Annotated in this window: 17 protein-coding genes; 5 read left to right on the plus strand and 12 right to left on the minus strand. The window is 60.5% G+C overall.

The features are described from left to right. Nucleotides 1–86: 86 nt before the first annotated feature. On the plus strand, nucleotides 87–356 hold the full coding sequence (fliQ, locus tag AC2VNO_RS04785) for a flagellar biosynthesis protein FliQ (protein ID WP_486933062.1): 270 nt from the start codon (nucleotides 87–89) through the stop codon (nucleotides 354–356). 7 nt (nucleotides 357–363) lie between these two features. Beyond that, nucleotides 364–1,155 (plus strand): flagellar biosynthetic protein FliR, encoded by a 792-nt coding sequence (gene fliR / locus AC2VNO_RS04790; RefSeq protein WP_486933063.1) that lies wholly within the window; start codon nucleotides 364–366, stop codon nucleotides 1,153–1,155. A 162-nt stretch (nucleotides 1,156–1,317) separates the two neighbouring features. On the opposite strand, the gene flgL is transcribed toward fliR, so the two are convergent. The 11 genes from flgL to flgB form a co-directional block, all read right to left on the minus strand. Next, nucleotides 1,318–2,619, minus strand: a complete 1,302-nt coding sequence (flgL, locus tag AC2VNO_RS04795; protein WP_486933064.1) for a flagellar hook-associated protein FlgL — start codon at nucleotides 2,617–2,619, stop codon at nucleotides 1,318–1,320. A 17-nt stretch (nucleotides 2,620–2,636) separates the two neighbouring features. Then, a complete protein-coding gene (gene flgK / locus AC2VNO_RS04800) occupies nucleotides 2,637–4,547 on the minus strand; it encodes a flagellar hook-associated protein FlgK (RefSeq protein WP_486933065.1) in 1,911 nt (636 codons plus the stop codon). Between the two features lie 84 nt (nucleotides 4,548–4,631). Continuing rightward, nucleotides 4,632–5,759 (minus strand): flagellar assembly peptidoglycan hydrolase FlgJ, encoded by a 1,128-nt coding sequence (gene flgJ / locus AC2VNO_RS04805; protein WP_486933066.1) that lies wholly within the window; start codon nucleotides 5,757–5,759, stop codon nucleotides 4,632–4,634. Beyond that, nucleotides 5,759–6,883 carry a flagellar basal body P-ring protein FlgI gene (locus AC2VNO_RS04810; protein WP_486933075.1) on the minus strand — a complete coding sequence of 375 codons (1,125 nt, stop codon included), beginning with the start codon at nucleotides 6,881–6,883 and terminating at the stop codon, nucleotides 5,759–5,761. The genes flgJ and AC2VNO_RS04810 overlap by 1 nt, the downstream gene beginning before the upstream one ends. Before the next feature lie 36 nt (nucleotides 6,884–6,919). Then, on the minus strand, nucleotides 6,920–7,570 hold the full coding sequence (locus AC2VNO_RS04815) for a flagellar basal body L-ring protein FlgH (protein ID WP_486933076.1): 651 nt from the start codon (nucleotides 7,568–7,570) through the stop codon (nucleotides 6,920–6,922). Between the two features lie 147 nt (nucleotides 7,571–7,717). Further along, on the minus strand, nucleotides 7,718–8,500 hold the full coding sequence (gene flgG, locus AC2VNO_RS04820; RefSeq protein WP_486933067.1) for a flagellar basal-body rod protein FlgG: 783 nt from the start codon (nucleotides 8,498–8,500) through the stop codon (nucleotides 7,718–7,720). Between the two features lie 46 nt (nucleotides 8,501–8,546). Beyond that, nucleotides 8,547–9,302 (minus strand): flagellar basal body rod protein FlgF, encoded by a 756-nt coding sequence (locus AC2VNO_RS04825; protein WP_486933068.1) that lies wholly within the window; start codon nucleotides 9,300–9,302, stop codon nucleotides 8,547–8,549. 33 nt (nucleotides 9,303–9,335) lie between these two features. Continuing rightward, on the minus strand, nucleotides 9,336–10,631 hold the full coding sequence (flgE, locus tag AC2VNO_RS04830; protein ID WP_486933069.1) for a flagellar hook protein FlgE: 1,296 nt from the start codon (nucleotides 10,629–10,631) through the stop codon (nucleotides 9,336–9,338). Between the two features lie 79 nt (nucleotides 10,632–10,710). Then, nucleotides 10,711–11,403 carry a flagellar hook assembly protein FlgD gene (gene flgD / locus AC2VNO_RS04835; RefSeq protein ID WP_486933070.1) on the minus strand — a complete coding sequence of 231 codons (693 nt, stop codon included), beginning with the start codon at nucleotides 11,401–11,403 and terminating at the stop codon, nucleotides 10,711–10,713. 5 nt (nucleotides 11,404–11,408) lie between these two features. After that, a complete protein-coding gene (flgC, locus tag AC2VNO_RS04840) occupies nucleotides 11,409–11,813 on the minus strand; it encodes a flagellar basal body rod protein FlgC (protein ID WP_228574287.1) in 405 nt (134 codons plus the stop codon). A 30-nt stretch (nucleotides 11,814–11,843) separates the two neighbouring features. Continuing rightward, on the minus strand, nucleotides 11,844–12,257 hold the full coding sequence (gene flgB / locus AC2VNO_RS04845) for a flagellar basal body rod protein FlgB (protein WP_228574289.1): 414 nt from the start codon (nucleotides 12,255–12,257) through the stop codon (nucleotides 11,844–11,846). A gap of 184 nt (nucleotides 12,258–12,441) precedes the next feature. Between flgB and flgA the strand changes: the two genes are divergently transcribed. From flgA to AC2VNO_RS04860, 3 genes are all read left to right on the plus strand, one after another. Further along, nucleotides 12,442–13,131, plus strand: a complete 690-nt coding sequence (gene flgA / locus AC2VNO_RS04850; RefSeq protein WP_486933071.1) for a flagellar basal body P-ring formation chaperone FlgA — start codon at nucleotides 12,442–12,444, stop codon at nucleotides 13,129–13,131. Nucleotides 13,132–13,264: 133 nt separating this feature from the next. Further along, nucleotides 13,265–13,546, plus strand: coding sequence for a flagellar biosynthesis anti-sigma factor FlgM (flgM, locus tag AC2VNO_RS04855; protein ID WP_486933072.1), 282 nt, complete (start codon nucleotides 13,265–13,267; stop codon nucleotides 13,544–13,546). Then, nucleotides 13,543–13,992 carry a flagella synthesis protein FlgN gene (locus AC2VNO_RS04860; protein ID WP_486933073.1) on the plus strand — a complete coding sequence of 150 codons (450 nt, stop codon included), beginning with the start codon at nucleotides 13,543–13,545 and terminating at the stop codon, nucleotides 13,990–13,992. The genes flgM and AC2VNO_RS04860 overlap by 4 nt, the downstream gene beginning before the upstream one ends. A gap of 196 nt (nucleotides 13,993–14,188) precedes the next feature. Here AC2VNO_RS04860 and AC2VNO_RS04865 read toward each other — a convergent pair whose 3' ends face one another. Then, the gene (locus tag AC2VNO_RS04865; protein ID WP_486933074.1) at nucleotides 14,189–16,117 is read right to left on the minus strand and encodes a sensor domain-containing diguanylate cyclase; all 1,929 of its coding nucleotides are present in this window, start codon (nucleotides 16,115–16,117) and stop codon (nucleotides 14,189–14,191) included. Nucleotides 16,118–16,586 lie beyond the last annotated feature (469 nt).

The following is a 16,586-nucleotide window of genomic DNA, read 5'->3' on the forward strand; positions in this document are numbered from 1 at the left end:
GCTGATTATCGGTTCGCTGGCGGAGAGCTTCTTCATTTGAACGCAAAAACACCAGGCCGAGCGCAAACTTTCGGCAAGGAGTCACAATGACACCGGAAATGGTCATGAGCATTGCCTATCAGGGCATGCGCGTCACGCTGTTCCTGGCGGCCCCCCTGCTGATCACCGCCCTGCTCACCGGTCTGATCGTGAGTCTGTTCCAGGCCGCTACCCAGATCAACGAGATGACGCTCTCGTTCATTCCCAAGATTCTGGGGGTCTTCACCGTGCTGGTGCTGTCCGGCCCGTGGCTGCTAGGCCTGATCGTGGACTTTACACGCAACCTGTTTACCAGCATCCCCAGCATGCTGATGTGAGACGCTCATGGTCGAGGTGACCTTCGATCAGCTGCACGGTTGGCTGGTACTGCTGCTGTGGCCCTTCGTACGCATCCTGGCGTTCTTCCAGGCCGCCCCGCTGTGGGGCCACTCCAGCGTGCCCAACCAGGCCAAGATCGGCCTGGCTTTCCTGATCACGCTGGTCATCGCTCCGGTTTTACCGCCCATGCCCGACGTACCGATCATGTCGTGGGCGGGGTTCGGCATCATCGTGGAACAGATGCTGATCGGCATCGCCATCGGTCTGGTGATGCATGTCATCTTTGCCGTGGTACAAGCCGCCGGGGAATTCATCGGCCTGCAGATGGGCCTGGCCTTCGCCTCGTTCTTCGATGCCGGCAGCGGCACCAACACCATGATCCTCTCGCGCATCTTCTTCATGATCACCTTGCTGATGTTTCTGGCATTGGGTGGTCACCTGATGGTGCTAGAAGCCCTGGTATCGAGTTTCTATGGCCTGCCCATCGGTATTGGAGGCTTCAATCCCGCCGCCTTCGAGATGCTGGTACGCTACGGTGGCACCATCTTCGTGGCAGGCATGTCCCTGGCCCTGCCCCTGGTGGGCTCACTGCTCATCATTAACCTGTCCATGGGCATCCTCAACCGTTCCGCGCCTCAGCTGACGGTATTCAACATCGGTTTCCCCACCTCGCTCACCGTCGGCCTGATACTGCTGATGGTACTCATGACCGATATGTCACGCTTCCTGCAGCGCCTGTTCAGCAACGGCATACAGTTCATCTACTCGCTTATCGAGGCACTGGCTCCACTCACCTGAACCACCGTTCCGTGCCAGGCTGCGCACAAGGAGAGTTAAAAAAAACCGCCCCGGCAAGCCGGAGCGGCGAAAAGAGACCCCGTGGCTCATGACCATGGGGTCTGCAGGGAACCGTAAAACTGGATACATTGCCCAAGGGGCGCGGCGTCCCTGCCAGGATACTTACAGGAAATTGAACAGTGACAAGCTCTTGACGTCGACAAAGGCTTTCTGTGCCGCCTGCAAGCCGACTTGACGCAAGCTGTAATCGGCAATTGCCTTGGCGTAGTCCAGATCGACCAGATCGGAGAGCGTCTTTTCGTAGTTCATCATGCGGTTGCCGCCAACGGCATCGACCACGTCTAGCTCATTGAGCCGAGCACCCATGGAAGCTCGCACCGTCAAAACGTTATCGAGACTGTTGTCCAGCTCGCGCATCACCGTATTGATGGTATTGCGATAATGAGCGCGATTTTCGGGCGTCCCTTCCTGGTCCAGCTCCAGCAGATCGATAGCGTCCTTGAGCGACTTGAACAGGTCGGTGTTGGCATTGGCATCGTTGGCGGGGCGCAGTTGAAGCTGGTCGCCATCAGCGGGAGTCCCCTCGAGGGTAATACTGATACCGCCGAAACTGACGCTCCTGCCTGATTCGTAGGCTTGCTCAGTTACGATAGGGGTGCGCGAGCCATCCAGCTCAACGACACTGACGCTGAACACCGGCATGCCGTCTTCATTGGTGCCGAATTCCAGCTCGAAGGGTTTGCCGAAGTGCTCGTTGTTGGCATCGACGCGGTTCGGTCCACCGGTGAAGTTCACCGAACCGGCGTTGGCATAGAAGCCGTCCTGAACACCCAGCGAGCTGGCTTCAGCAGGCGCACTGTCGCGTTCCGCCCGGGCCACATAGCCGGCGCCGGAAGGTACGCTCTGGAAGATGGCCTTGCCGTTGTCGGCCACCGGCATCAGCCGGGAGGCATCGATACGCTGCTCGCGGGTATTCTCGTCCCCCCGGTACTGGGTGCCGGAAACGCCTTCGCCAGTGGTGCGCGCAAAAGGGGGCGAATTGTCCTGATAGCCACCAAAAAGGTAACGGCCGTTGCCATCGGTGGCATTGGCCTGACCGATCAACGTCTCGTAGATGCCGCGAAGTTCAGAGGCTACAGACTGGCGGTCAACGTCGCTCAAGGTATCGCTTGCTGCCTGCACCAGCAGCGTCTTGGCACTGGTGATGGCATCGGCGACGCTGTTCAGGACACTTTCACCCTGAGACAGGGTGTTGCGCGCCGATACCCGGGCATCGGCAAACTGCTGGGACACTGCCTTGGCCTGGGACACCCCGACCGCCCGTGAAGCAGCCTGAGGGTCGTCGGAGGGGTTGACCACGCGACGGCCGCTGGCAATCTGTTGACCGACCTTGAGGAAGTCACCCTGCTGGCGGTTCATGGCCGAGACGCTCTGCTCGTACATGGTAACGGTGCTGACTCGCATCGTTGTGGACTCCGTGTTTAGTTACGCAGGCCGAGGATGGTATCGAACACCGTGGAGGCGGTATCGATGACTCGGGCGTTAGCCATGTAGAACTGCTGGAAACGAATCAGGTTGGCCGCCTCCTCGTCCAGGTTGACACCCGATTCGGACTGCTGAACTGCGCGCAGCTGATCGGTGAGACCCTGGCGGGCATCGAGATTGACCTTGACGATATTGGTGCGGTTGCCCACGTCGCTGACCATGCCACCATAGGCCTGGCTGAGCGATGAACGGCCACCTACCATTGCCTTGCTTTGCAGGTTCTGAAGTGCCAGGGCATTGCGGTTGTCTCCCGTGCCGGAAGCGGCAATGGAGATCGTCAGACTGGCTGCCTCACCCTCACCAGGCATGCTACCGACGACGAATTCGATACCGTCCAAGTTGATACGATCCCCCGCCACGATACCGACCGTATCGTCGTAGGCTTCACCATTGACGGTGAACGTCGTCGTATCGACCGGTGCCGTGACGGTGGTGAGTCCTCCTGCGGTCGACAGGCTAAAGTCATGCGCCGTGCCGTTGGCAAAGGCGCCAGCCTCGGCACGCATACCGGAAACGGCAAGATTCCCTGAAGTGGCCACGAAGCTGCCCGCAGCGATCTTGTCCAGATCGACGATAGTCGATTCGAAGTTTGCCGCGGCACGCCGCACCGGCTGCACTTCGTAGCGGTTGCCGTTGTTGGGCGTACCGCTGAACTCGAGGGTAATTCCACCAAAGCTGAGCGTCGAGTTGGCGGCATCCCAGTTGACTTCACTGGCAGGCACTGCCTGGTTGTTGTCCTTGCGGATGACCTGAGGCTCACCATCCTGGAAGCGGATGGTGTAATCGGTGGAGCGCAGCTTATCGATATTGGCCGCATCGAAGCTGGTGGCAACGACTTCCGCCCCGCCGGTATTGCGTGGATTGGAGTAAGCCTGGGGTTGACCGATGCTGAAGAAGTCGGTGCCCTGGTTGTTGTCCAAGTCCTGACCGAGGCGGTGCTGCTCGTTGAAACCGACCGCGAGCGACACGGCGAGCTGTCCGATCTGATTCTGGGTCTTGTCGAGCGTCTCGGCACGGAAGGTCATCAGTCCGCCGAGAGTACCACCCTTGATGGTGTTTTCCGCCAAAGGTACCAGACTGCCACCGGAATCGCGGTAGCCAAGCACGACGCGCTGCGGGTCGTTGGGGGCTTCCATCGCTTCCAGGCGATAGTGGTTGGTACCGGACACCAGCGGCTGACCGTTCGGCAGACTGATGTTATAGGTCTTGCCGTCCTGGATATCCAGGCGGATGTCCATACGCTCGCTGAGTTCGGCTACCAGCTGATCGCGCTGATTTAGCAGACTGTTGGGCGCCTCGCCGCTGCGCGCCCGGGCCAGGGCGATCTCGCGATTGAGCGTCGAAAGCTGCTCGGTCAGGTTGTTGATCTGGGTGACTTCGTCCTTGATCTGTCCATTGATCCCTACCTGCATGTCCTGCAGGTAGCCATCGAAGGCGCGGAACTGGGCGGTCAAGGTGTTGGCCGTACCCAATAAGCCTTGGCGCGCCGCCGGGTCGGAAGGCGCCCCGGCGAGATCCTCAAGAGAAGAGAAAAATTTCTGCATCAGCGGCGCCAGACCCGCGTCACGGTCGGCCAGCAGATTGTCGATCTGGCTGATCTGGTTCTCGTATGTCCTGAGCGCACTGGAAGCGCTGGTCGCAGCATTTAGCTGGTTGGCGACATACTGATTGAACTGACGCTGGATGGCATTGACCTGTACGCCGGCATCGGTACGGCTCTGACCAAGAATCGTCAGCTCACGATTGTAGCCGGGCGTGTAGACGTTACTGATGTTGTTGCTGGTGGTGTTCAGCGCGTTCTGTGCGGCATTGAGCCCGCTCAGGCCGACGGAAAAAATGGTGCTCATGGTGTCGTTTCCTTTCGCCAATGCCTGTTATATCGGCCTGAGTGGTCCCAACTTTAGGGCTCGGTTGCTGAATTGGACGCGCAATCAATAGCTGAAGAAGACCAGCGAATCGCGCTGCCGCACCGGCCCCATGGTGTTCATCACCGCAATCAGTTTGTCGGCGTATGCGGGGTCGGTGGCATAACCCCCTGCCTGCAACGCCCTGGCCGCCTGCTCGGCACTACCGGCGGTGGTGACGGCCGCATAGCGCGGGTTGTTACCGATCAACCGAGCGTAATCGGTGAAAGCCTCCTCGAACGAACCGTAGACGCGGAAGGTGTCAACCACTCGGGTGCGCTGCCCGTTGATATATTCGTGGGTGGTGATATCGGTGGTACGCCCCTGCCAGCTACTGCCCGCCTTGATGCCGAACAGGTTGTAGCTGTTGCCGCCATTGGCGGTGGCGATCTCGTGGCGCCCCCAGCCGGTCTCGAGCGCGGCCTGGGCAAGGATCAGTTCGGCCGGCACCCCGGTCTTGCGACTGGCGGCCTGGGCAGGAGCCGAGAGGCGCTCCATGAAGCGCTGCACGTGCTCACCGCCCTGCCCGCTACTAGTAGAAGCGCGAACGGCGGGAGCCGTGGCCGCGACAGGATTAGGTGTTTGAATGCTTGGTGCCACGGTTGGCACGGTGGCATCCAGCGCCGACATGAAGCCGCCACGCACCGCCTCGAGCTCCTCGAGAAAGCTCCCCGGCATGGTGATGGCTTCGGCGGGTGTTTCGCGGCGGCGTTCAGAGGATGCCTCGGTGTCACGCTCGGTCTCGCTCTCCGGCAGTAACGCATCGCTCAATACCCGGGGGGTGCCGCGTGGAATACCTGCAATCAGTTCACTCAGCTCACGATCGGCCACGCCGGAGCGCGCCGGTGAAATGCCCATCTGACTTTCCAACTGGGCGACGAGATGATCGGCAAGACCGATACCGCGCCCTGCCATGGTCTGCGCCCACTGCTGATCGAGCATCGACTGGTAGAACTCGGCCTGCTGGCTATCGAGCATGCCTCCCGATGGAATGGTGTCGCGCATGCTCTTGAGCATCATCTGCAGGAAGAGCGCCTCGAACTGCTGGGCGGCTCCACGCAGGCCAGCAGCCTCGTCGTTTCTCGCGGTGTGCTTGAGCCGCTCGAGACCCTGTACGTCGAGCGCGAACTGGCTGGTCATGTCCTGGATGCTCATCAGATGATCTCCAGGTCGGCAAGCAGCGAGCCGGAAGCCTTGAGCGCCTCGAGTATGGACATCAGGTCGCTGGGCGTGGCACCAAGCGCATTCAACGCATTGACCACATCCACGAGATCGGCGCCTTCGACCACACGCAGGTAAGCGTCCTGCTCCTGAATCTCGATTTCGGTATCGGGTACGACAGCCGTTGTCCCTTGCCCGAATGGGTTCGGTTGGCTGACCAGGAACCGCGTATCGATGACGATCGAAAGATTGCCGTGAGCCACCGCAGCCCGCCGCAGGGTCACCGCACTGTTCATCACTACCGAACCGGTGCGAGCATTGAAGATGACCTTGGCCGGCGCTTCCCTCCGGGTAATACGGATGTTCTCTACCTGAGCCATGAAGTTGACCCGAGAGTTCGGGTTCATGGGCCCGTCCAACGCGATGACGCGACCGTCTCGAGCCGCTGCCACCGGGCGGCCAAACTCATTGTTGATGGCGTTGACCACGAGCTGTGCAGTGCCGAAATCCGCCTGCTTGAGCTCGAGTTCGAGCAGGCCGGCATTGGCGCCCAGATCCAGCGGTACTTCACGCTCGACCATGGCCCCACCGGGAATTCTGCCGCCCGCCAGCTGGTTGACCTGGACCTGGGCACCGCCCGCAGCGGCACCGGCACCACCCACCAGCATATTGCCCTGCGCTATGGCATAGGTATCTCCGTCGGCACCCTTGAGCGGGGTCATCAGCAGCGTACCGCCGCGCAGGCTGCGGGCGTTGCCGATGGAGGAGACGTTGATGTCGAGCCGCTGGCCCGGGCGAGAGAACGGCGGCAGGTCGGCGGTGACCATGACCGCCGCCACGTTGCGCAGCTGCATGTTGGTGCCCGGCGGTACGGTAATACCGAGCTGCGACAACATATTGGTCAGGCTCTGTCCGGTGAACGGCGCCTGCATTGTCTGGTCGCCGGTACCATCGAGGCCAACCACCAGGCCGTAACCGACCAGCACGTTGTCACGCACCCCGGCAAAGTTGGCTATCTCGCGTATGCGCTCCGCCTGCGCGGGCAAAGCCAGCAGACAGAGGCACGTCAGAAGGAGCAGCTTCGCCGCCAGTGCAACGGTTCGTTTTGGCTTGGGCATCTTCGAATCAATCATGGTCGCCTCGCTCGCGCTCGCTCAGAAAGGCGAAATGTTGAGGAAGAAGCGCTGCAGCCAACCCATATGCTGCGCTTCGCTGATATAGCCGTTGCCCACGTACTCGATTCGCGCATCGGCGACGGAAGTGGAAGGAACGGTATTCTGACCGGTGATGGTGCGCGGATTGACCACCCCGGAGAAGCGGATGAACTCCACCCCCTGATTGATGGCGATCTGCTTTTCGCCGCGGACCCGCAGATTACCGTTGTGCATCACCTCGAGCACCGACACGGTGATGGTACCGGTCATGCTGTTACTGGCCTGAGAGCCGCCGCCGCCGGCGAAGTCGCTATTCCCGGACATGCTGCCGGATAGGTCGATGCCTTGCGCGGCCAGGCGCTCCAACACATCGGGCAGTGCTGAAAGATCGAGCCCCGCTGAACCGTTGCGATTCATGTTTGACTGTGCGTTCTTGCTGGCACTGACCTGCTCGTCCAACACGATGGTGAGAATGTCGCCGATCATGCGCGGACGGCGATCTTCGAACAGCGGCTGCGAGCCACGGTGCGCCTGGTAGATTGAACCATTGGCCATTCGCGGCGGCGGCTCCACGATGCTGATCTGCTCCTGCTCGCCGACCACCGAGGCACGCGGCACCTGGGCGCAACCGCCCAGAACCAGCACCGCCATGGCAACCACTATCAGGGTCGCCCGCACGGCCAAAGTCCTCACACTCGAACCAGTACTTGAGCTAGTAGTCGCATTAGTACCCGTACCTTTCATTCTCACTCGCTTCCGGCCAACCAAAACGGGCCAAGAGATTTCATCGATGGACTATCAGAGCTGACTCAGGCGCGACAGCATTTCGTCGCTGGTCTGCACCGCACGACTGTTGATTTCGTAAGCTCGCTGGGTCTGGATCATATTGACCATCTCCTCCACCACGTTGACGTTGGAGGTTTCCACGTAGCCTTGAAACAAGCGCCCGGCACCGTTCATTCCCGGCATCGCTTCGTTACGCGGGCCGGAAGAGGTGGTTTCCCGGTAGAGGTTACCGCCGATACTTTCCAGACCGGTCGCGTTGACGAAGGTCGAGATGGTGATCTGGCCCACTTCCAGCGCCTGGTTGACGCCAGGCTGGGTCACCGAGACGATGCCGTCTTCGCCAATGGAGATCGACAGCGCGTTGTCGGGAATGATGATGGCCGGCTCCAGCGGATAGCCGTTGGCATTGACCATCTGACCGTTCTCGTTGAGCTGAAAGCTGCCGTCACGGGTATAAGCCGTATTCCCATCCGGCATCAGCACTTGGAAGAAGCCGTTGCCGTTGATCGCCAGGTCTCGAGAGTTATCGGTCTGCTCCAACCCACCTTGGGTGTGCAGGCGCTCGGTAGCGACAGGGCGTACGCCGGTACCCACCTGCAAGCCCGAAGGCAGGCGGTTCTGCACGTCGTTCTGAGCGCCGGGCTGGCGCAGGTTCTGATAGAGCAGATCCTCGAACACCGCACGTGAGCGCTTGAAGCCGTTGGTGCTGACGTTGGCCAGGTTGTTGGAGATGACGTCCAGCTTGACCTGCTGGGATTCCAGACCTGTCTTGGCCGTCCAGAGTGACTTGATCATGTTTCTTTTTCCTTGACCCTACGGGCCGTGGCTCACTGCGGAGCCATCAGCCTTGAATTGAGAGCAGGTTGTTGGCCCGCTGGGCGTTTTCGTCGGCGGTGCTGATCACTTTCATCTGCATTTCGTAGCGCCGCGCCACGTCGATCATGGACACCATGGCCTCTACTGCACTGACGTTACTGCCCTCCAGTGCCCCACTGGCCAGCCGTGCATCCTCATCGGCCTCTAGTGGCGCCACCTCACCCTCGGCATTGGGTGGCATGCGGAACAGGCCATCATCGCCGCGCAGCAGCGCCTGCTCCGGCGTCACCAGCTTGAGTCGCCCCACGTCGACCAGCGCTTCGGGACCTTCACCTTCGCCAATGGCACTCAGAGTGCCGTCGGCGCCGATAGTGACGCTCGATCCCAGCGGTACGATGATGGGGCCGCCATCGCCGATCACCGGACGACCGACCACGGTGACCAAACCATCGCCGTCCACCTGAAGGTCGCCACGGCGGGTATAGGCTTCGGTGCCATCGTCGGACTGCACGGCAAGCCAGGAATTGGCTTCCAGCGCTACGTCCATCTCACGCCCGGTATGGTTGATGGGCCCTGGGCTGAAGTCGCTACCCGGAGTGCTGGCGGCGACCGATACCCGCGTCGGCAGCGCCGCCTCGCCCTGAACCGGCACGGCACGCATGGCATGCAGCTGGGCGCGAAAACCGCTGGTCGAGACGTTGGCCAGGTTGTGGCTGACCACCGACTGCTGCTCCATGGTCTGCTTGGCCCCGCTCATGGCGGTATAGAGGATGCGATCCATGACTCGGCTCCCTTAAGCGCTTTGCATCAACGCTTAGCGCAGGTTGATGGCGGTTTGCAGGAGTTCGTCCTGGGTCTTGATGGTCTGCGAGTTGGCCTGGTAGGCCCGCTGCGCCACGATCATGTTGACCAGCTCACGCGCCATGTCGACGTTGGAGGTCTCGATGGCGCCGGATACGATACCGCCCAGCAGACCGGTACCCGGTGCACCGATCAGCTCCTGACCCGACTCGTTGGACGCACGCCAGACGTTGTCACCGGCAGGCGTCAGACCTTCGGGGTTACGGAAGGTCGCCAAGGCGATCTGGCCGGCAGGGCGCGACTGCTCGTTGGAGTAGTTGCGCATGATGGTGCCGTTCTCGTCGATGGTGATGCCCACCAGGGTGCCCGAGGTATAGCCGTTCTGGGTCAGGCTGCTGACGGTGGAGGTATTACCGAACTGAGTGGTTCCGGCCAGGTTCAAGTCGAACTCGAGGTCTACTGGCTCGCCATTGAAGAAGTCATTGGAAAGGAACTCGATTCCCTGGATAGTGCCATTAGCGCCAATAGCGCCTACGTTATTTCGCAGCTTGCCGTTAGCATCGAAGCTGATCTGGAAATCGCGCGGCGCGGCCCCATCCATCAGCGCCTGTCCATCAAGAGCCATACGAGCGACCCAGGTATTCTGCACAGGAGTGCCCGCCGGAAATTCATCTACTTTCTCGTAGTAGACAGAAATATTGCGGGGATTCCCCAGCGAATCGTAGACGGTAAAGTTATTGGAGTAGTGATAATCGATGTTGGCCGTCACGGTGCCGGTGGCATCGGTTCTGACTTCGGCGCTACTCCGGTCATCGGAGTTCGGTACTTTCCGGGCATCCAGGTTGATCGTGGTGCCCACACGAGTGGTCGCGCTTGCCGCCAGCTCTTCAGCGGAAACGTTCAGCGGCACCGGCTGGCCGCCCACCTGGACCTGCCCGGCGGCGTTCAGGCCATAGCCCATGATCTGGAAGCCCTGGGCGTTGATCAGGTTGCCTTCCGAGGTCATGGTGAGCTGGCCATTGCGTGAGTAAACCACCTCGCCGCTGGTATCCATGAAGCGGAAGAAGCCGGTACCGGCCACCGCCAGGTCGAGGTTGCGGTTGGTGGACTCGATGTTGCCTTCGTTGAAGTTCTGCAGCACCGCCGAGACCCGCGTACCCAGACCGACCTTGGAGTTGGCGAAGACGTCCGAGAACTGGACGTTGGAGCCCTTGAACCCCACGGTTTGGGAGTTGGCAATATTGTTGCCAATGGCGCCCAACTTCTGTGACTGGGAGTTCAGGCCGCTCAATGCTTGTGAAAAGCTCATTTTTTCGTTCCTCTGCCTACCGGCTAATTTTTTTACCGCTATGATGCGGCTCTTTTATGCTCGATTCGTGTGTTGCGTTTCAGAGAATCTGCTTGACCTGATCGAGTCCGACCTGGCCATAAATGGCACCCAGGTCGAGACGCACGCCGCCGTTCTGATCAGGCGGTGTCACGCCGCCCACCAAGGCGTAGTTGAGCGTGGTAGCGTTTATCGACTTGCCATCGCTGGTAGCTTCGATGCGTACCCGATAGGAGCCCGAGGCGGCTGCCTCACCTTCGCTTGTGCGACCATCCCAGGCGAAGGAATCCACACCCGCCTTGACCGGCCCGATATCGTAGCGGTTGATCACCTGGCCGCTGGCGCTGGTGATGACGACGCTGACGTTGTCGGCAGAGCGGGGCAGCTCGATGCCGAACGGAGTGGTGTGCAGCTCGCCATCCTCGCCATGCTCGAGCAACAGACGGTCCCCAGGCACCAGCACGCCCTTCCCGATCAGGGCGGTGGCCTGCAGGGTCTGGCCGGCATTCATCTGTTCGGTGATGCCTTTCAGCGTCTTGTTGAGATCCTCGATGCCGCTGACGGTGTTGATCTGCGCCAGCTGCGTGGTCATCTCATGGTTATCCATGGGGTTGAGCGGGTCCTGATGCTGCATCTGAGCGATCAGTAGCGTCATGAAATTGTTGCGCAGCTCGGCCGACTGGCTGGCATCACGCGCCGCCGGGCCACCCTGGTTCAAGCGCGTGACGACATTGGCGTCGATGGTATTGGACATGGCGATCAACCCTCACCCAGGGTGAGTGTCTTGAGCATCATCTGCTTGCTCGTGTTCATGACCTCGACATTGGCCTGGTAGGAACGCGAAGCCGAAATCATGTTGACCATTTCATGCACCGGCTCGACGTTGGGCATCGTCACGTAGCCCTCTTCGTTGGCCAACGGGTGCTCGGGGCGATACTCCAGGCGCATCGGCGAAGGGTCCTCGACCACTTCACGTACGCCAACACCACCGATACCGTGCCCTCCCAGGCGCGATTCGAACAGAACCTGCTTGGCGCGGTAAGCCTGACCGTCCGGCCCGGCGACACTGTCGGCATTGGCCAGATTGCTGGCGGTGACGTTCATGCGCTGCGACTGGGCGCTCATGGCCGAGCCAGCGATATCGAACACGGAAAACATCGACATGGTAAGATTCTCTTCGTCTGATCCGGGTTGTTATTCCGGCTGCATGGCGTTCTTCAGCCCCTGGATCCGGCTGTTCATGATGGTCAGTGCGGCTTGATAGCGCACCGCGTTATCGGCGAACTGAGTGCGCTCGCGATCCATGTCCACGGTATTGCCATCCAGGCTGGGCTGATCGGGAATGCGATAAAGCAGGTCTTGCCTCGGCGATGCCATGGCCTGACCTGCCAGATGGCCCTCGGAAGTACGCGCCAGTGCAAGACCACCGCCGGCAGGGCGCCCTTGATCGACAGCCTTCTTCAACTCGCTGGCGAAGTCGATGTCTCGCGCCTTGTAATTGGGCGTATCGGCGTTGGCGATATTGCTGGCCAGCACCTGGTGACGCTGCTGGCGCAGCCCCAGCGCCTGCTGGTGAAAATTAAAGGCGGCCTCGAGCTGGTCGATCATGCCGGCGCTCCCCATGCAAAAACCAGATTGAACGATACGGAACTTCTTGAGGGTGAAGATTACCGACGCTCCTGTCATTTCAATGGCAGAAACAGACCTCGTTTCCTCGCTCATTTCCGCTTTTTCAGTCTGACGGCGGGGGCTAGAATCCTGCCATGACCTCTATGCTGGACGGCCCCGCCCCATGCGCTCCACCCGCTTCGCCCTGCTGCTATCGCTGTCGTTGACCGGATTGCTGTCGCTGCCGACAGCTTCGGCCGACGATACCGAGCTGCTGCATGTCGTACACGGCTTCCTGCACGAACAGGCCAGGGCGCTTGGCGATGAGCTGATCATCGAGCTGCGCCCGCCATCCGCACGACTGCCGATCTGCGAATCTCCCGACCCCTTCCTTACCCGACCGGGGGAACTGCCGCTGGGACGTATTTCCGTTGGCGTACGCTGTGGCCAGGACGGTCGTCAGGTACGCTACCTTCAAGCCGAAGTCGGCGTGATGGGTGAATATCCGGTACTCGGCACCCCACTGTCGGCCGGTCAAACCGTGCGCCGCGAGCATATTGTGATGCAGGCCGGCAATCTTGCCGAACTGCCGAACCGCACCCTGCTCGAGATAGAGTCGATCATTGGACAGGTGGCCACACGTGCCCTCAACCCCGGACAACCGCTCCAGGCGCACCAGTTTCGCAGCCTGCCGCTAGTCGACAGGAACCAGCGCGTCACGATAGAAGCCAGAGGCAAGGGGTTTCGCATCACCCGCGAAGGCCAGGCTCTTGAACCGGGCGCTTTGGGCGATCGCATACGGGTACGCTTCGACAATCGCGAAGTCATGACCGCAGAGGTGGTCGGCGAGGGCACCCTTGTCGTAGACTTCTGACTCTGAACGCACGCAGACGAATGCTCCTGCATGGGTAGGAGAGCCGCTGGAAACTTGTGGCAAAAAAAATGCCTAAAGTTTTCCATCGCAATGCCGATAGCAGATGAAAGCATTCGGTCATGAGGCCCTAATCGTGAAGATCAATAACCAGAATCCCCTGACTCGCCCGAGCCCGACGGCTCCGCGCGAGGAAGCTCAGCCGGTCAAGGGCGCCACGCCTTCAGGACAGAAGGATGCCGGTCCTTCGGCAGCCACCCACCTGAGCCAGAAGGCTACCGATGCCTCCCGCGACATCGATACGGCCCGCGTCGAAGAAATTCGCGAGGCCATTCGTGAAGGTCGCCTGGAGATCCGCGCCGAGCGTATCGCCGATTCGCTGATTCAATCTCTGAGCGCAGAGAGCCGCGGAGAATGAGCCTGATCAAGCTTCTCAATGATCAGCAGCAGCGCCTGAGCGGAATCATCGAACTGCTCAAGCAGGAGCGCTCGCTGCTGGCCGGCGCCGAAATCGAAAGCAAGGCACTTGCCGAGATTGCCGAACGCAAGCAGGCGCTTCTGGCTAAGCTGGAAGCCAGCGAAACGCTGCGCCTAGGCGTTCAGCGACGCTTGGGCTACGACGATGACGCCGCTGGCGCCAAGCAGGCGGCAGCGGATGCCGGCTGCGAGCAAGCTTGGTCAGATACGCTCGAGATGACTCGTGAAGCCCAACGCCTCAACGCCCTCAACGGTGAACTGGTTGCCTTGCGTATGGAGCAGAACACGCGCCTGCTCGACTTCATTCATCAGGCTGCCGAAAAAACCGTGTATCGATCCAGTGGCCGTGTCGCGGCTCAGACCGGACGTATCAACGCTGCGGTATAAACGCTGCGGTATAGACGAAAGCCCTCTGACACTCACTCAGTCTGACAATCCAACCCTCTTCTCGCACCCACGTAACGCGCCAGCCACCGTGCGCGCTCATGCCTAGTTCGTACAGTTCGAAACGAGTGCTCGCAGAGCGGCTTGCTACTGAGCCATGCACAGCTGCCAGTCAACGTATTCGTTTGTCCCACTTCCATTACCAAGTGCTGTCGATGAGATCGCTGCCATCAGCCGTGATCACTACGGTATTGCGCCCCTCGGCCTTGGCCTGATAGCTCGCCTTGTCGGCCCGGGCAAGCACGGGCTCGGTCGAATCGTCCCCCTCCTGCAAGGCGGTAACCCCTATGCTCAGGGTAATGTTGTAGGTCTTGTCCTGGTTGCTCACGGTGACTTCGGAGACGGCGCGGCGCAGAGATTCGGCAATCTCGCCGGCCTGTTTGAGGGTACAGCTGGGCAGAAGCACGGCAAACTCGTCGCCCCCCTGACGTGCAACGTGGTCGCTGCGCCGCACTTCCCACGCCACCACCTGGGCAATGCGCCTCAACATCTCGTCTCCAAGCGCATGCCCGCCTTCGTCGTTAATAGGCTTGAAGTGGTCCAGATCGAACAGTATCAGCACCGAAGGGGTCCCGGTCTTGGCATATTCGGCCAGCGCCTCTTCGAGTCGTCTCTCGAAGCCGCGTCGGTTGAGCAGCCCCGTCAGAGGGTCATGCTCCGCCTCCCAGCGCTGCAAAGCTTCCTGCTGTCGACGCTCGGTAATGTCCTTGACCATGCCGACGAAACCCAACGGCTGATCGCTGCCGAGTACCTGGCTGGCATGCACCTCGACCCACAGGGTGGCTCCATTGGGGTGTCGAAAGCGCAGCTGGCGGACGAAATCGCTACCCGTGGCCAAGGTATAGCGCCACATGTCATGGGTTCCCTGCTTGTCGTCAGGATGAATACGTTCCCACCAGTCCCTGGCGTCATGACTTTCGCCAAGCCCGAGTAGCTCGAGAAGCGCCGGGTTCAGGTAATTGAGATGGCCCTTGAGATCCGCAACGAACATACCGATGGGGGTCGAACCGAGCACGGCATCGAGAAACGCCTGGCGATCCCGCAGATGATCCAGCGCCGCCAGCCGCTCATGCTCGAGGCGGTTGAAGCTGCTGGCTACCTGACTCAGCTCCTGCATGCTGGTGGAAAGCTCGAGATAGCGCCGCTGGCCTGCCCCCACCTGGGCGATCTGTCGCTCGAGTCGATGCAATGGCTTGAGCAGCCTTCTTACCAGCCAGTGCATGGAAATCAACAACAGCGCGGCCAATGCCAACCATGCCCACCACAGGCGTGCCAAGAAATCGCCCAGGGGCTCCTGCACCTGGGTTTGAGGGACAGCCACCTTGACGACCCAGCTCGCTGGCCAGATCTGGCGGTAGGCCATCAGCGTGGCACTACCGTCGGCGCCGTCGGCAATGGTATCGCCCTCCCAGCCGCTCAGCGCCATCTCAAGGGAGTCGGAGTCGCTCAAGGTGTGTTCGACGGCCGAGGCAACACGTCGGCGCGGATGAAACAAAAGCTCTCCCGAGGAAGCAAAAACCGATACATAGCCGTTCTCCCCCAGGCGAACACTCTCCAGGCGGCGGAACAATCCACCTTGGGAAAGATTGAGCATACCGCCGACCATGCCGGCGAATTCTCCATGCGCATCGAAGCGCGGCACCAACATCAAGACCAGCGAATCACCGCTCGCCCGACCTACAAAGGGCCGGCTAACATAGGGCCAGGGAGAGTTGCGAACCATGCGAAAGTACTCGGTCTCGGCGGTTTCGAGCCCCATACGCCCCGGCACCTCGGGCCAGTCGCCGATGATGCGCCCTTCGGCATCGGTGACCATCAGCCCTTCGAACCACTCCAGCAGGATTTGCGCGTTTGCCAGGCGAGCAGGCATCTCGATTTCATCGACCCCACGCAGCTCCTGCTCAAGGCGCTGAAGCGTACGCAGCCGACGACTCACCTGTTCGGTCATTTCGTCGCCGATCAGCTGGGCTTCATAGCGCAGATGCACCAGATTGGCCTTGTCCACGAGATCCTTGCCGAACTGCCAGGCCAATACCAGCACGACAGCGACGATGACCAGCCATGTCATGACCAAGCCCGCCAACAGGCGTCCCTGCAGTGAGCATATGGCGCGAGCCCAGGACCCGATGCGTGCTGTCAAGAACTTCCCCTCGATCAAGGTTGGTGGCGTCCTGTCATTCGGCGGACAGGCTAGCCGCCCTCCCTTGGCAGCCCCCGCCCATGGAAAGCGGGTTCTTGACACTCATATCGGCATCTCCAAAGCGAACTTGAGACTCAAAGGAGCATCAAACATTCTATTCGAACGCGCAGAAAAGCTTTCAACGCAAAGGCCTAAGCTCTCCTCAAGTCCCTTTCGAGGAGGACGATATACTCTTCATCCATCTTTCGACGAAGAATCTCGATGATCCATGACGGTAACCAACCACCGGGCAGTCAGGTAGTCGCCCTCGCCAAGCACCCGGCCAGACTCGTGCAACACGCCTACGAACAGAGCCAGATCGGCATGGTCATCACCGATGCCGAAGGACGCATCGTCA

The organism is Halomonas sp. TH-94 (assembly GCF_057473365.1).

What these genes read in the sequence shown, in the direction of transcription:
- fliQ (WP_486933062.1), top strand. Translation starts at nt 87, where the DNA reads ATGACACCGGAAATGGTCATGAGCATTGCCTATCAGGGCATGCGCGTC.
- fliR (WP_486933063.1), top strand. Translation starts at nt 364, where the DNA reads ATGGTCGAGGTGACCTTCGATCAGCTGCACGGTTGGCTGGTACTGCTG.
- flgL (WP_486933064.1), bottom strand. Translation starts at nt 2,619, where the DNA reads ATGCGAGTCAGCACCGTTACCATGTACGAGCAGAGCGTCTCGGCCATG.
- flgK (WP_486933065.1), bottom strand. Translation starts at nt 4,547, where the DNA reads ATGAGCACCATTTTTTCCGTCGGCCTGAGCGGGCTCAATGCCGCACAG.
- flgJ (WP_486933066.1), bottom strand. Translation starts at nt 5,759, where the DNA reads ATGAGCATCCAGGACATGACCAGCCAGTTCGCGCTCGACGTACAGGGT.
- AC2VNO_RS04810 (WP_486933075.1), bottom strand. Translation starts at nt 6,883, where the DNA reads ATGCCCAAGCCAAAACGAACCGTTGCACTGGCGGCGAAGCTGCTCCTT.
- AC2VNO_RS04815 (WP_486933076.1), bottom strand. Translation starts at nt 7,570, where the DNA reads ATGGCGGTGCTGGTTCTGGGCGGTTGCGCCCAGGTGCCGCGTGCCTCG.
- flgG (WP_486933067.1), bottom strand. Translation starts at nt 8,500, where the DNA reads ATGATCAAGTCACTCTGGACGGCCAAGACAGGTCTGGAATCCCAGCAG.
- AC2VNO_RS04825 (WP_486933068.1), bottom strand. Translation starts at nt 9,302, where the DNA reads ATGGATCGCATCCTCTATACCGCCATGAGCGGGGCCAAGCAGACCATG.
- flgE (WP_486933069.1), bottom strand. Translation starts at nt 10,631, where the DNA reads ATGAGCTTTTCACAAGCATTGAGCGGCCTGAACTCCCAGTCACAGAAG.
- flgD (WP_486933070.1), bottom strand. Translation starts at nt 11,403, where the DNA reads ATGTCCAATACCATCGACGCCAATGTCGTCACGCGCTTGAACCAGGGT.
- flgC (WP_228574287.1), bottom strand. Translation starts at nt 11,813, where the DNA reads ATGTCGATGTTTTCCGTGTTCGATATCGCTGGCTCGGCCATGAGCGCC.
- flgB (WP_228574289.1), bottom strand. Translation starts at nt 12,257, where the DNA reads ATGATCGACCAGCTCGAGGCCGCCTTTAATTTTCACCAGCAGGCGCTG.
- flgA (WP_486933071.1), top strand. Translation starts at nt 12,442, where the DNA reads ATGCGCTCCACCCGCTTCGCCCTGCTGCTATCGCTGTCGTTGACCGGA.
- AC2VNO_RS04860 (WP_486933073.1), top strand. Translation starts at nt 13,543, where the DNA reads ATGAGCCTGATCAAGCTTCTCAATGATCAGCAGCAGCGCCTGAGCGGA.
- AC2VNO_RS04865 (WP_486933074.1), bottom strand. Translation starts at nt 16,117, where the DNA reads ATGACATGGCTGGTCATCGTCGCTGTCGTGCTGGTATTGGCCTGGCAG.